Consider the following 15,379-nt stretch of genomic DNA (forward strand, 5'->3'; position numbering starts at 1 on the left):
TCGCTGGCTGCGGCACACCTTCAACCCGAGAGCACCGAAGCCCCCATGGACGATGACAAACCCGAAAAGCGCCTGTCGCTAACCGATGCCACCACCTTCGCACAGCAGTTGTGCCTGGCCCACGGCACCAGCTACGCCGTGGCCACGGCGCTTGCCAACGCCACCGTATCAGCCCAGGCCCATGGCCAACACGAACTCGGTTTCGGCCATTTGCCCGACTACCTCAGCGGCTTTGCCACCGGCCGAATCGCCACGGCTGCCGAGCCCATCGTGACCCAGGTCGCGCCGGCCATGATCCGCTGCGACGCCGCCCGAGGCATCGCGCAACTGGGGTTCGATCGCGCCTTCCCAGCGCTGTGCCGCAATGCGCATCAACTGGGTATCGCCCTGTTTGCGCAGTTCAACGCGTTCACCTGCGGCGAGTTGGGCTATTACACCCGTCGGCTGGCGCGGGAGGGGCTGGTCGCGTTGGCGTTCACCAATGGCTCACCGCTGCTCACCGTGGCCGGCCAGAGCCGGCCGCTGTACTCCACCAACCCCATCGCATTTGCCGCCGCCAGTGACACGGGGCGGTTACTGGCGATTGACCAAGCCAGCAGCGCCACGGCCTACGTAAACCTGGTGCGGGCCGCTGAAGCGGGGGAGGCGATACCGGCAGGCTGGGCGGTTGATGCACAAGGCAATGAAACGCGCAGCGCGCGGGAGGCATTGCATGGGACGTTGCTGGCGTTTGGGGGCGGTCGTGGGGCTAATATTGCGTTGATGGTTGAGGTGCTTGCGGCGGGGGTGACGGGGGCCAATTGGTCGCTGGATGCAGGCGATTTTCGTGCTGGTAGTGAATCCCCTGGGGCGGGGATGCTGGTGATTGGTATTGCTCCCAGGTTGCTGGATGAGTGCTTTGCTTCAAGGTTGGGCGAGCTGATGGCTCGGCTTGAGGCCTTGGGGGTTTACTTGCCGGGGAAGGGTAAAGAGCAAGCTTATGCTCGAGCGGTCTGTGAGGGGATCAGCTTGCCGTTAGCGGCGTACGATGCGTTTAGGGGGCGGGTGGGATAGTTACGCACTTTGTTGCTGGCGGCCGTGCCAGAAAACGCTAAGCGCAGCGGTTATGTTGGAAGAGTCTTTGATGCCTAGCAGGTTGGCGTGTTCGGACTGCAGGTGCGCGGTAGCTGATGGGCCGGGGTGAGCTGAATCGTTTACCCATAAAGTTGATTTAAAGGGTATTTTCTTGTTTGAAGATGTACTTGGAATACCGTTTGGAATAACGCAAGGATCGCGTTGATGACGCGGAGAGGACGGTAGGTGCCGAGTTGTCCTCCATTAACTCTCAATAGTTAGCCACCCGGTGAGTCGGGTGAGCTTTTCAGATTTGGAGTACGTCTCTAAGCGTAATCAAACGTGCCGTGAGCGTTTCCTGGCCGAGATGAATGAAATCAGCACCTTAGCCGTATGTCGATACTGGCTCGAAGCTATCCAACCGGTTAAGGTGTGGCATTGATCACATATACCTCACAGGGATGCGGCGAGCACGCCCTCCCTGCTTCTGTGTAAGGAACGTGCGCGTGAACCAGCAGACCCTGGCCCCCTTCATCTGGAATATCGCAGATCTGCTTCTGGGAGCCTTCAAGCCCTCCGAGTACGGCCGCATCATCCTTCCGTTCACCGTGCTGCGTCGTCTGGAATGTGTGCTGGAACCCACCCGCGGCAAGGTACGCAGCCAGTATGAGGCGATGAAGGCCAGTGGCGTGGACATGGACCTGATCTTGCCGACGACGGCCGGCGCAACCTTCTACAACGTCTCGCAGTTTTCCCTGGACAGCGTGGGCTCCACCAGCACCCGCGCCAACCTGGAAGACTACATCGCCAAGTTTTCCGCCAACGCCCGCCAGGTGTTCGAGCATTTCGCCTTTGACCGGTGGTTGGAGAAGCTGGAGAAAGCCAACCTGCTGTACCTGATCTCGCAGAAGTTTGCAGCAGTCGATTTGCACCCGGACAAGATTAGCAATCACGAAATGGGGCTCGTCTTTGAGCACCTGATCCGCAAGTTTGCCGAGTCATCCAACGATGATGCCGGGCAGTACTTTACCCCGCGCGATGTGGTGCGCCTGGCCACCACCCTGGTGTTTGCGCCGGATCATCAGGCACTCAACCGCGATGGTGTGGTACGCACCGTGTACGACTGCGCCGCCGGCACGGGCGGCTTTCTGTCTTCGGCCATCGAGCAGGTCTACGAGTGGAACCCCAATGCCCGCCTGGTGCCCTACGCCCAGGAGCTGAACCCGGAAACCTACGCCATCTCCGTGGCGGACAAGCTGATCCAGGGCTACGACACCCGTAACATCAAGCTCGGCAACACCCTGTCCGACGATCACCTACCCCATGAGCAGTTCGACTACTGCCTGGCCAACCCGCCGTTCGGCGTGAAGTGGGAGAACGTCCAGAAGCAGGTGCAGACCGAGCACAGCCAGCAAGGCTTCGCCGGCCGCTTCGGCGCCGGCCTGCCGCGCGTGGGCGATGGTTCGCTGCTGTTCCTCATGCACCTGCTGTCCAAGCGCAAACCGCTTGAGCTGGGCGGCAGCCGCATCGGCATCGTGCTGTCCGGCTCGCCGCTGTTCAACGGTGGTGCTGGTTCGGGCGAGTCGGAGATTCGCCGCTGGATTCTGGAGAATGACTGGCTGGAGGCGATCATCGCCCTGCCCACCGACCTGTTCTACAACACCGGCATCGGCACCTATATCTGGGTGCTGTCCAATCACAAAGACGCGCTACGCAAGGGCAAGGTGCAGCTGATCGATGCCAGCGCTGTGCACACTCCCATGCGCAAGAGCCTGGGCAGCAAGCGCAAGTATCTGTCGGATGAGCAGATCGCCGAGATCGCTAAGCTGTATGAGGCCTTCGAGGAGGGCCCGAACTCCAAGATCTTTTCCACCATCCACTTCGGCTACCGACGTATCACTGTTGAGCGCCCGCTGCGCCTGCGCTTCTCGGTCACGCCGGAAAAACTCGCCGCTTACCGGGATACCAAGGGTGCCGACCAGGTCGAGGCCTTTGCCGGCGTGCAGGGCGAGTTCGACAACCTGCCGGCCCTCCTCAAGTCCGCTGGTATCAAGAAACTGGGCAAGAGTGCACTCAAGGCGGTGCTGACCTACTTTGGCGAGCGCGATGCCAACGCTCAGCAGGTTCTGGACGACAAGGGCAGTGTGCAGGCCGATTCCGACCTGCGCGAGTTCGAAAATGTGCCGCTCAGCCAGAGCGTCGACGCCTATTTTGAGCGCGAAGTGCTACCCCATATGCCGGATGCCTGGATCGACATCGGCAAGCGGGATGAGAAAGACGGCCAGGTTGGCATCGTAGGCTACGAGATCAACTTCAACCGCTACTTCTACGTCTACCAGCCGCCGCGAGCGCTGGTCGAGATCGATGCCGATCTTAAGGCCGTGGAGGCCGAGATCGCCGCTCTGCTGGGCGAGGTGACGGCATGAGTCACTACAAGCCCTATCCGGCCTACAAGGACTCCGGACTGGAGTGGTTGGGGAGGGTGCCGGAGCATTGGCAAGTAATGGCGATAAAGCACATCGTGTCAGCGCCAATTACAGATGGCCCCCATGAAACTCCGGAGTTTTTGGATGAAGGGGTGCCATTCGTTTCAGCTGAGGCGGTTTCTGCGGGGAATATCAATTTCGAGAAAATTCGGGGCTTCATTTCCCGTGAAGATCATGAGCGGTACTCGAAAAAGTACTTTCCTCAACGAGGCGACATTTTCATGATCAAATCAGGTGCTACCACTGGCGTGACAGCAATAGTCGACACAGATAATGAGTTCAATATCTGGTCTCCGCTTGCGGTTATTCGCTGTGGTGAACGCTCCGCCCCATACTTTGTTTTGAATTTCATGCGCTCGCGAAATTTTCAGGAAGCTGTAGCGCTAAGTTGGAGCTATGGAACTCAGCAGAATATCGGCATGGGTGTTATCGGTAATCTTGCTGTGACGGTTCCTCCGCAAGAAGAGCAGCAGGTAATTGCTGCCCATCTCGACCGCGAAACCGCCCGCATCGACGCGCTGATTGAAAAGAAAACCCGTTTTATTGAACTGCTGCGCGAAAAACGCCAGGCGCTGATCATTAATGCCGTCACTAAGGGCCTTGACCCTAATGTGGGTATGAAAGACTCCGGTGTGAAGTGGCTGGGAGAGGTGCCAGAGCATTGGAATGTTTTGCAATTAAGGCATACAGCTCGGTTGGAGTCAGGCCATACACCCAGTCGCTCAAAGCCGGAGTACTGGGTTGACTGCACAGTTCCGTGGTTCACGCTCGCAGATGTCTGGCAGGTTCGTAGCGGTGAGCAAAAGTACGTATCGGAGACCTCTGAGAAGGTGAGTCAGCTAGGCCTGGAGAATTCATCAGCCCGTTTGTTGCCTGCGGGCTCCGTATTCTTGTCCCGAACTGCCTCCGTGGGCTTTCCGGGCATCATGGCGGTCGACATGGCAACCTCCCAAGACTTCGCAGTGTGGACATGTACTAGTGAGCTATTTAACGAGTACCTCTACTACGTACTGCTGGGCATGAAACCGGATTTTGATCGCTTGATGATGGGGTCGACCCACAAGACCATTTACATGCCGGATATCGAGGCTATTCGAATTGCTTGTCCACCAGTTGATGAGCAGCGAGGTATCGTAAGTGCGTTGAGTGCCCAGCTTGGTCGTTTCAGGATTATCATTGATAAAACCGAGCGCAGCATCGAACTCCTAAAAGAACGCCGCTCTGCCCTGATCACCGCAGCCGTCACCGGTCAGATCGATCTACGGGAGGCGGTATGAGCCAGGGCCGCAGCCTGCGTCTGTTTCTGGTGGACGGCACACCCAACGGTCTGCTCACCGCCGAAATCATGAACTGGACCGGCCATGTGCTGACGGGGCCGCGCTCCAGATTGGCCGAACTGGTGCAGCGCCCCGAATGCGCGCGAACCGGCGTGTACTTTCTTGTCGGGCCCGACCCGGACGACAGCCTGCGTACCCGGGTGTATATCGGCGAGTCTGATGATGTGGCCCAGCGTCTGAAACAACATAACCGTCCGCAAGAGCAGGGTGGCAAGGACTTCTGGGAGCGTGTGTGTCTGATTACCAGCAAGGACCAGAACCTGACCAAGGCTCATGCCAAGTATCTGGAAAGCCAACTTATTCAGATAGCCAGTCAAGCCGGTCGCTGCGTAGTAGGCAATGGCACAGCACATAGCTACACCAATTTGCCTGAGTCGGACCGTGCTGATATGGCTTTCTTCCTCGAGCAAATTCGCATCGTGCTACCTGTGCTGGGCTTCGACTTCCTGCGCGAGCTGATCAAACCCTCCAAGCTCGTTATGGCACCCGTCGAGCAACCGGTTAGCCAGTCGCCGCGTTTTGCATTACAGCTTCCAAAGAGCAAGGAGCGCGCGCAAGCGCAAGAGGTTGATGGTGAGTTCTTTGTACTGAAAGGGTCCCGAGCTCGAGCGCAGTGGGTAGGAACTGCGGATCACAACTACCGGAACCTGTACCAGCAGCTGGTGAGTGACGGTGTCATGATCAGTGACGGAAGTGAGTATCTAATGTTCAAGGACGACTATGCCTTCAGTAGCCCGAGTGCCGCGGCAGCGGTTGTGTATGGTCGTGCAGCCAGTGGTCGAATCTCTTGGCTGGTAGAGGGTAGTGGTGAAACTTATGCCGCCTGGCAGGACAGTCAATTGAGTGATATCGGTGTGAAGCCAGAAAATGAGTTGCTCAGTGAATAAGATCGAGCAGCCGCAGCGGTTGATCCTGGTGCGCTTCGAGAACATCAGTGGATACGCCAGGTAATGTAAATTTCGGTCTTTGGATTTGTCGCGGTAAGGGATTAGGCGTCGATGAAACTCACCACCAGCTGGTTGAAACCACCCTATGCAAGTGGCGGCATTGATCACCTCGGCACTCAGGCGCCCTGCGTAATGATCTATGGCCAGCTTCTGCCTGGCATTACGAATGTCACTGATCGGGCGCGCTACTACTCGCTCTATCCTTGGTTGGTATGGTCCTATGACCAGCGTTATGCGAAGAATGACTACCACCACTTCGTCGAGCGTTTTAGGCGTGCAGACTGCCTATTCACCCTGATTGCCGAGCAGCACGCACGGGGGACCGACCACAATAACGAGCGACACGGCGTCGCTATGGTCGGTCGCACCAAGCTGGTTCCCTCACTTGCCAGTCTGAAAGCCGGTGAACCATTGCGGCTATCGCTCTACGCGACGACCGAGGAAACGCCACAGCGCTACTTCATGAATCGGCTAGGTGGTCTTTCGCAGTACTACGCGGGCACTCTGGCCGATCTGCAACTGATGGAGTCGTCCGGTCGTTCCTGGAGTTTTTATAGCAGCCAATATGGCGCGCCACTGGCGCAGAGTGTCGATGCGTCGGTTCCTGGTGAGCGGTTCTGGCAGGTTGTAGAAAACGACTTGGTGACACTCGAAGAGCTCGACGGGCTGAGCGGTTTCTGTGCCTGCAACGTTGCTGGCAGCCAGCGCGAGCATCAGCAACTCACTGATATTTTCTTCGATACAGGCAACCGCTATTCAGAGGAAGGCACTCAGCGACGCCGAAGCCTGGGTCTGATTCAGCAACTGGTGGAAGCCCTGCCTAACGGATGGGATCTGACCGAGGATGTGTTCCGAGCCTGTGTCTATAGCGCCACTTTACCCTATGGCGCTGCGTGGGAAATTCCCGATGCCTTGCAATCCACTCAGGCGCACTGGGCTGTCTATGTGCGCAATGATCTCATGTCGGTTGCCTTCCAGACGATCCTCGCCATCTGCCTGCAGGAACTGCAACCGCAATCGGCGGCGCAGCGGCGGGTATTTCATAGCGTCGAGATGTTCGCTGACTGGTTTGCCAGCTCGGCAACGGTTGCCGGGGTATTGAGTAATCTGGGGGCGGGCAGTTTTGCAGATCTGGTTGCCAGCAGCAGGGCGAACGCTCCGGCGCTTACTGACTGGACAAACGACGCGCATGAGATTCAGTTGGGTTTGCAGTTAATTGGTGGCTGGCAGCCGGGCGTGGATATTGCGCCGCTGCTTTCAAATAGCCTGAGCCTGCTGGCAATGTTAGTTGCTCGCGATGATTCAGGGGCGCAGCCATATTCAGGGCTGGCAATTACTTATGAGGCACTCAGGGACTATCCAATCAACCTCATCAGCTTCCGCAGCCGTGGTGCAGACTGGATGGCGATGTCTCTCGAGCATGTGGTTACCGATCTGGTCGTTTGGTGTCTGGATACCCATCTTCGAGTGGCACTGCGCAAGCTCCGACAGTCCAACCGCTCAACCTTTCATTTGCGACCGTCCGAGCGAGGCCTGGAAGTGGTGGGTGACCAGGTCCCGCCGCCCTCCCAGACCACTCCTCGTTTCCGACAGGCGGTGCAGATTCTTCGCGATCTTGGAATGCTGGTGCGTGATGACAACCACATGACCAGGTTGACTGCATCTGGTCGGACGCAGATGGAGGTTGCTAGTGTCTGACGACGTATCCCTCCTAGACGTGATCAAACGTGGAGGTTACGAGGCCTCGCTGATAACCACCTTCAACGCGACTCTGCCTTTCTACGAGGAGGTTTTGCTGCGCAAGCTGGTAACAGCCGGATGTCGGTATAACGTGGTGCTGATGGATCGGGGCCAATGTGCAGCCTCATGGGAAAGCCAGGCGACCCGGCCTCGGCTGGCTGGTCATGCCTACACGCTGCTACCGATTGGCGTCAGCGGCGCGTTTCACCCGAAGGTCTGTCTGTTACTGGGGGCAAAGAAGGCGACGATTCTGGTCGGCAGCCACAATCTCACGCTCTCGGGGCTTGGCTTCAACCGCGAAATCACCAACTGGATCGAAGTTGGTGGTTCCAAAGATGGTGAGGGTATCGCCGTTCTCAAGGCTGTTTGGCTGATGCTTCGTGAGTGGATCGAGCTGGAACGCGGCAAGGCTCCTGAGCCTCTATTGGAGTCGGCGCTGGCAATTGGCCGTTCCATCAGCCCTTTGATTGCCACGGCCGGAGACATGGGCTCGCCTGCGGTCTTGGCGCAAGGTCCGAGAGGGCTGGCGTTGATCGATCAAATTGCTGAGCGGATTACAGCTCCGGTCAGGAGGATTGCGGTGCTGGGGGCGTTCTTCGATCGGGAGCTGGCTCTGCTCAAGGAGTTGAAGGCACGTTGGCCCGCTACAGATATCGTGGTGGGTATCGATCCCGACTCGGTCCATCATCCAGGCAACTTTGATAGCGAAATCGTTCGGTATGTGGATGCGCGAGAGGTTGCTAATCGAGCCGGCTATCTGCATGCCAAGGTGCTCTATTTTGAAACGCATGGCGCTGCGCCCGATGTGTTTGTCAGTGGTAGCGCGAACCCCAGCCGTCCCGCTTGGATGGGGGGTGTGAATGTCAATGTCGAGGCCATAGTGCTTCAGGTAGGCACTGCCGCCCGAAGTGCTGCTGAGGCCACTTCAATGCTCAGCCTGTTCGAGTTGCCCGAGCTGGCGCCAGAGGAGTTCGCTGCGATCCAAGAGCGCAACAAGACCAGCGAGATCGAGCAGCAGACGTCGTTGCCACTACTTTCGGGATTTTCGGATGGGGGGAGTGGCCTGATACGAATCAGTTATCGGGGCGAACTGATGTCGGTGGCTGCAGCTGTAATGCTTGGCCCGAACCAGGAGAAGTTGGAGACGCTTGCCCCACTGGAAATACGTGACGACGAGGTCGTGTTCAGAACCAATGTTGAGGCGACAAACATTCGTTCCTGTCTATTGGAGCAGAACGGCAGGTCGATCGCCCGGGCGATGATTCTGCACCCCTCGATCCTTGAGGCGAGCTCCCGGTCCTCTAAGCAGTACCAGATTCGTTCGGCACTCAGTGAGCTGGGCTCGAGTGAGGCCGATATATCGAAGGTCATCGCCACCGTTGAGAGGGTGATCTTCGCGGAGCAGTCCGATCACGAGATCCAGATGGCAATCCGCGAGTGTCGGGATAAGAAAGATGCGCTTCCAGTTGAGGACGGACCACCATCGTTGGTGATTAGTGTGAGCGACATGGCTCGGAGGAGGCGCAAGCAACGTGTGTTGAAGTCCGGTGACTTGGCCTACCTGATCGATGTGCTCATGCGACGCCTGAGCGACGGTCTCGAGGTGCAGAGTGTTGAGGTCGATCAGGCTGGGCGGAGCGAAGAGGAACAGGTTGGCCAGGAGGACGATGGCGGCGATAAAACGAGCGATCCAGTCGACAAGCCCCAGTTCTGGGACGCTGAAATCGCTTTGGCAGTTGCCAGGAAGGCAAGGTCATTGAGTAGAAAAATGGTCGAGCAACTGAAGCTGGCCAGCCAGGACGAGTCAAGGAAAGTCAGTGCGTCGATCCAGTTGATTGCCGTATTGGCTCTGATTCGTGAGCTACGCCATCTCGACAAGCAGAAACGCTGGCGAGCAACCGGGCAGGATCTCGTGGAAGAGCGAGATCGTCGTTATCTCCTCGATGAAAGTATCAGGTATTTACTCGGTTCGGGGGCGCGGCTCCTCGAAGTGATCGACAAGTCGATCGACGACGATGCCGATGAGACGATGCAGCTAACTACCTTGCTGATTTGGCTGGCTTGGGACCTGGGTGATGAATTGACGGCCAGGATCAGCCTAATGTGGGGTACGGATGAAAAACTCCGGAGGTTGCAGGCGAATGCGTTGTTCCTGAGGTTGATGCCGTCAATCGCTGCCGACCAGGATGCGAGTGCAGAGCTGCGCGAGAGCATTCAGCGAACACTCAAGCCAACTCCGAGCGCCTCCATTCAGGCAGAGCAATGGCTAATCCTGCATCTGGCTTATGGTTCATCGTGGTCGCAGGGGCAGAAGGAGACCGACGGGTTGGAGCTCGGCGGATATTGCAGGATTTTTGGTTTGGACGATAAGCCGAGAGTCATCGTGGAGATTGATCAGAACAACGTTGGCTTCTGGGATTTCGATGACGTACGGAAGTTTAAGCGTGACCGGGTAGTTGCACTGATGCCGACACAGCCAGCAAGTTACGCCCCGAATTGAGCCGCATCGGGACAAACAGTAGAGAAGCGAGACTGAATATATGAGCCACATCCACCACGAATGCGAACTGGAACGCCATATTGTCGAGCAGCTTGAAGCTGCCGGCTGGCTGGTGGGTAAGTCTGCTTATGACCAAGGGCGGGCGCTAGTCCCCGAGGATGTGCTGGGTTGGCTGGAGGAAAGTCAGCCCCAGGCTATGGCTAAGATCCTCGCCATGAATGGTGTTGGCACGCGTGATGTGGTGCTGGACCGGCTGGTCAAGCAGCTGGAGAACAAGGTTGATGGCGGCACGGTGAATGTGTTGCGTTACGGCTTTGCTGTGGCTGGTGGCGGCACCTTGGCTATGAGCCAGGCTCTGCCCGAGGATGAGCGCAACGACACGGTGACCGCCCGCTATGCGGCGAACCGTCTGCGCGTAGTGCCGCAACTGCGTTATTCGTTGGACAAGGCTGACGAAATCGATCTGGCCTTCTTCATCAACGGTATCCCGGTGGCCACGGTGGAGTTGAAGACCGACTTCACCCAGTCAGTCCAGGCCGCCATGCAGCAGTACTGCATGGACCGCCGCCCTGAGCGCAAGAGCGGTGGCCTGGAGCCGCTGCTCACCTTCAAGCGCGGCGCAGTGGTGCATTTCGCCATGAGTGATAGCGACGTACGCATGACCACCAAGCTGGCCGGGGACTCAACCTTCTTCCTGCCGTTCAACCGGGGCAACGATGGCGCCGCCGGCAACCCGCCGGGCGACAACGGTAGCTACCCGGTGAGCTACTTCTGGGAGCGGGTGCTGCAAAAGGACAACTGGCTGCACATCTTCCACCGCTTCGTGCTGCAGGAGCGTAAGGAAGCCCAGGACGTCAACGGCAAAACCTACTTCAAGGAGGGCCTGATCTTCCCGCGCTTCCATCAGTGGGAAGGCGTGACCAGGATGATCGACGCGGTGCGGGTAGAAGGGGCAGGGCAACCGTATCTGATCCAGCACAGCGCCGGCTCGGGCAAGACCAATACCATCGCCTGGACCGCGCATTCGCTGATTCGTGTGCGCCGTCCGGACGGTGAGCCGTATTTCCACAGTGTGATTGTGGTGACCGACCGCCAGGTGCTTGACCAGCAGTTGCAGGATGCCATCCAGCAGATCGAGCACCAGGCCGGCGTGGTATGCGCTATCGATCGCCAACAGTCGAATCTGCCCAAGAGCCAGCAGTTGGCCAAGGCCATGCTCGATGGTGTGCCGATTATCGTTTGTACCCTACAGACGTTCCCCTATGCGCAGAAGGCCATCCTCGGCGAGCAGAGCCTGCGCAATCGCCGTTTCGCGATCATCATCGACGAGGCGCACAGCTCCACTGGGGGCAGCACGGCGGATGACTTACGTTATGTTCTGACCGGGCAGAGCGAGGCGGAGTGGGAAAAACTCTCCAAGGCGGAGCGGTTGTCCGTGTGGCAGAGCTCGCGCTCGCGCCCAGGCAATGCCAGCTACTTCGCCTTCACCGCCACGCCCAAGCATTCGACGCTGAGCTTGTTCGGTCGCCCGCGCAATCCGGCGCAGCCCGTCAGCACCGACAACCCGCCGGCACCGTTCCACCTCTACACCATGCAGCAGGCGATCGACGAGGGCTTCATCCTCGATGTGCTGAAGAACTACACCAGCTACGAGGTGGCGTTCAAAATTGGCAGCGAGATGGTCGATGACAAGCGCGTGGACGAGAAGAGCGCCGGGCGCAAACTTGCCAAGTGGCTGTCGCTCAACCCGGTAAATGTGGGACAGAAGGTCGAGCTGATCGTCGAGCACTTCCGCAAGAACGTCGCGCACCTGCTCGGTGGCCAGGCCAAGGCCATGGTGGTGACCAGCTCGCGTGCTGCAGCGGTGAAGTACCACCTGGCGCTGGAGGACTACTGCAAGCGCAAGGGCTATGACAACGTGCTTGCGATGGTGGCCTTCTCAGGTGAGGTGCCTAATACGGATGTGGAAGCTGCCAGCCTGCCCAAGGATCACCAATTCAGTGAAACCAACCTGAACCCCGGCCTGCATGGCCGTGATATGCGCAAGGTGTTCGACACTCCGGACTACCGGGTGATGATCGTCGCCAACAAGTACCAGACCGGCTTCGACCAGCCCAAGCTGGTTGCCATGTACCTAGACAAAAAAATATCCGGTGTGGAGGCCGTGCAGACCCTCTCGCGTCTGAACCGTACCTTCCCCGGGAAGGAAAAGACGTTCGTCATCGACTTCGCTAACAAGGCCGACGAGATACTGGCGTCATTCAAGACCTTCTATCGTGATGCCCAGGTGGCGGACATCCAGGATCCGAACATCGTCTATGACATCAAGCAGCGCTTGGATGGCATGTTCATCTATGAGCAGGCTGAGGTGGAGGCTTTCGGTGACGCCATCGTCGATCCGAAGGTGACGCACCAGAAGCTGTTCTCGCTTACTCAGTCAGCTACCGACCGCTTCAACGGAAAGTTGAAGACGCTCAACGATGCCATCGACCAGTGGGAAAAAGCCTGGGAGAAGGCCCATGACGAAGGTAGCGACAAGGACATGGAGTATGCCGATGTGCAGCGTTCGGAGTATTGCAAGGCACGCGACGAGCTGATGATCTTCAGCGAGAGCCTGACCAAGTTCGTGCGCAGCTATGAGTACATCGCCCAGTTGATCGACTTCGGCGACCCCAGCCTGGAGGCCTTCGCCAGCTATGCGCGCCTGCTGCGTAAGCGGCTTAAGGGTATCACCGCCGAGCAGGTGGACCTGGGTGACCTCAAACTCAGCCACTACAAGATCAAGAAGGGCAGCAACCTCAGTGGTGTCGCCGTGCTGGGTGAAACACCTGGCCTTTATGGTATGACCGATAACGGCCTGCGCGACGCCCGCGACCGCGAGAAAAAATACCTCGCCGAACTGATTGAGAAGCTCAACAACTCCTTCGGCAAGGACATTACCGACACTGACCAAGTGGCCTTCGCGGTGCACGTCTCCGAGAAGCTGCGCGCTGACAGCGTGGTGATGGCCCAAGTGCAGAACAACACGATGGAACAGACCATGAAGGCGGACCTGCCTTCAAAAGCCATCTCTGCCATCGCTGCCGCCATGAGCAGCCACACTAGTATGGCGACTAAGCTACTCAGCGACGAGTCGACGCGTGAGGTGTTCCTGACGGTGGTGTACGAGCTGCTGAAGAAGGATTCTGGAGCAGATTTGTTTGGGGCTACACGGGAATGAGCAATGCTGATCTTTCCAATTTCCAAGTGTTGAATTGCCACTTCGGCTGAAGCCCTATCACTACAAAGAACGAGACAGGAACAAACATGGCTCGCATCGAGAACCACAAATACAGCATCGAAGAGGCCTTTAGAGAGTGCTTCTACATCGTTCCGGACTATCAGCGCGAGTACGTCTGGACGGACAAGGAAGTGCATCAACTGCTAGAGGACATCGGTGAACAGATCGATGCAGGGACCACTCGGGAATACTTCATCGGTACCGTTCTGGTGTCACCGACTGATCAGAAGAACCATTATGAGGTCATCGACGGCCAGCAACGGCTGACTACGTTCTTCTTGCTGCTGTGTGCGCTCAAGCATCTGTTCCAGGGGGAGCCGCAGCGGCAAATGATCTCTGGGTTGATCTCGACCAGTTATGTGGACAGCGATGGCGAGGTTCGCACCAACCTGAAATTGGAGCCGCGTTATGAGAACGCAGGCGAAGTCATGGCCACGCTGGTGGAGTTGGATTCTGACCCACAGGCTGTACGTGCGGGCATTCAGGCTGCGGGCATTTCAAGCTTCGGCTCGCTTGAGAACCTGATCAATGCCTATAGCACGCTGTACCGCTATCTGAAGGATAACTACGACGATGCCGCCAAGCTGAAGAAATATTGGGGCTATCTGGCCAACAACGTGGTGTTTATTCAGATATCCACGGACGTCAGCAGCGCCCTGAAGATTTTCGAGACCATCAACGAGCGAGGTGTGGGGCTGAACCCGATGGACTTGCTCAAGAACCTGTTGTTCACACAGGTCAAGCAGGCACAGTTCACCCAGCTCAAGGACGAGTGGAAAAAGATCACCAAACCGTTGGAGAAGGGCAAGGAGAAGCCGCTGCGTTTCCTGCGCTATTTCCTGATGGCTAACTACATCATCAAGAACGAGCGCGGCGACGCGGTGGTGCGGGAAGACGAGATCTACGACTGGTTTGTGGCCAAGGACAACGCAGCCTTGTGTGATTACGCGAATAAGCCCTTCGAGTTTGTCCGTAAGGTTATCCGCAATGTCGAGCACTACCTAGCCTTTGCCAACGGGCAGGGAAATGACAGCAAGCCCAGCCTGGCCATGGATAGCCTCAAGCGGCTAACTGGCGGCGCGTTCAGCTTGCATTACGTTTTGCTGCTGGCGGCGGCAAGCTTTCCCAAGTCGTTGTTTGACCATTTTGTTGCGCAACTGGAGAGCTTCCTTTTTTACTACATCTTTACTAAGACTCCTACCAAGGATCTGGAGCGCAGCTTCTCTCAATGGGCCGACGAACTGCGCGCGATTGCGGGGACAGCTGATGCTGCAAAGCAGAAAGCTCAGCTTAATGCCTTCATCGCCGAGCGTTTCGAGACCAATATGGTAGGTAAATCTCAGGAATTGGCGGATGCTCTCAAGCGCTTCAACTTTTACTCGATGCAGCAGTACCGGACTCGTTACTTACTGGCGCGGCTGACGCAGCACGTCGAGATGGCTTTCAGTGGACTGAAGGTGCCGGGCAGCCTAGCGCCCTTCACTAATTTGGAAATCGAGCACATCCTGCCCAACAGGCCAAAGGATGATCTGCGCGCTAAGTGGGCCACCGAGAGTCCGGGGATGGCCTACGACGACTACAAGAACCGGTTGGGCAACCTGACCCTGATTGAGAAGCCGATCAATATCGTCGCGGGTAATGATTTCTACACGGACAAGCAGGTCGAATACATCAAGAGCGGCAATTACCTAACCCGTAGCCTGGTTACGTTGACCGACGTCGGGCAAAACACCTCCATCTCGCGTATCAATGCCAAGTTGGAGGCTTTCTCCGAGTGGAATGCTGCGGCCATCGAAAAACGACATGCGATGCTGATTTCTCTGGCGCGGGACGTTTGGAAGACGACGCCGATTGAGGTTTAAATTTTCGGCACCTTACCGAAAGCAATCGGCGGCAGCATTGCCTGCTTTCGTACAGCTAAGAGCGACTCTCAAGCGCCCAGCTGTGATGTCGTAACCGTCGATCTACCTCTTGGTGAGCACGTCATGACTTTGGAACGGCCAGCCCCTGACCCCGAAGGCTGCGCCCGTTTCGTC

The 15,379-nt window shown here is 57.4% G+C and carries 8 protein-coding genes; all 8 read left to right on the top strand.

What is annotated here, in order from left to right; all coding sequences use genetic code 11:
• The first annotated feature begins 45 nt into the window (after positions 1-45).
• The 8 genes from J3A98_RS00815 to J3A98_RS00850 all read left to right on the top strand — a co-directional run bounded on the left by J3A98_RS00815 (position 46) and on the right by J3A98_RS00850 (position 15,205).
• Positions 46-1,053 carry an Ldh family oxidoreductase gene (locus J3A98_RS00815; RefSeq protein WP_209963333.1) on the top strand — a complete coding sequence of 336 codons (1,008 nt, stop codon included), beginning with the start codon at positions 46-48 and terminating at the stop codon, positions 1,051-1,053.
• Between the two features lie 461 nt (positions 1,054-1,514).
• Positions 1,515-3,479, top strand: coding sequence for a class I SAM-dependent DNA methyltransferase (locus tag J3A98_RS00820; RefSeq protein WP_209963336.1), 1,965 nt, complete (start codon positions 1,515-1,517; stop codon positions 3,477-3,479).
• Positions 3,476-4,816, top strand: coding sequence for a restriction endonuclease subunit S (locus J3A98_RS00825; protein ID WP_209963338.1), 1,341 nt, complete (start codon positions 3,476-3,478; stop codon positions 4,814-4,816). Before J3A98_RS00820 ends, J3A98_RS00825 begins: the two co-directional genes overlap by 4 nt.
• The gene (locus J3A98_RS00830) at positions 4,813-5,763 is read left to right on the top strand and encodes a GIY-YIG nuclease family protein (protein WP_209963340.1); all 951 of its coding nucleotides are present in this window, start codon (positions 4,813-4,815) and stop codon (positions 5,761-5,763) included. Before J3A98_RS00825 ends, J3A98_RS00830 begins: the two co-directional genes overlap by 4 nt.
• A 111-nt stretch (positions 5,764-5,874) precedes the next feature.
• A complete protein-coding gene (locus tag J3A98_RS00835) occupies positions 5,875-7,521 on the top strand; it encodes a hypothetical protein (RefSeq protein WP_209963342.1) in 1,647 nt (548 codons plus the stop codon).
• On the top strand, positions 7,514-10,063 hold the full coding sequence (locus J3A98_RS00840) for a hypothetical protein (RefSeq protein ID WP_209963344.1): 2,550 nt from the start codon (positions 7,514-7,516) through the stop codon (positions 10,061-10,063). The genes J3A98_RS00835 and J3A98_RS00840 overlap by 8 nt, the downstream gene beginning before the upstream one ends.
• A gap of 40 nt (positions 10,064-10,103) precedes the next feature.
• Complete coding sequence (locus J3A98_RS00845; protein WP_209963346.1) at positions 10,104-13,283, top strand: DEAD/DEAH box helicase family protein; 3,180 nt, start codon at positions 10,104-10,106, stop codon at positions 13,281-13,283.
• A gap of 86 nt (positions 13,284-13,369) precedes the next feature.
• A complete protein-coding gene (locus tag J3A98_RS00850) occupies positions 13,370-15,205 on the top strand; it encodes a DUF262 domain-containing protein (protein WP_209963348.1) in 1,836 nt (611 codons plus the stop codon).
• Positions 15,206-15,379 lie beyond the last annotated feature (174 nt).

The organism is Pseudomonas sp. BP6 (assembly GCF_017875935.1).
Taxonomy (GTDB): Bacteria; Pseudomonadota; Gammaproteobacteria; order Pseudomonadales; family Pseudomonadaceae; genus Aquipseudomonas; species Aquipseudomonas putida_Y.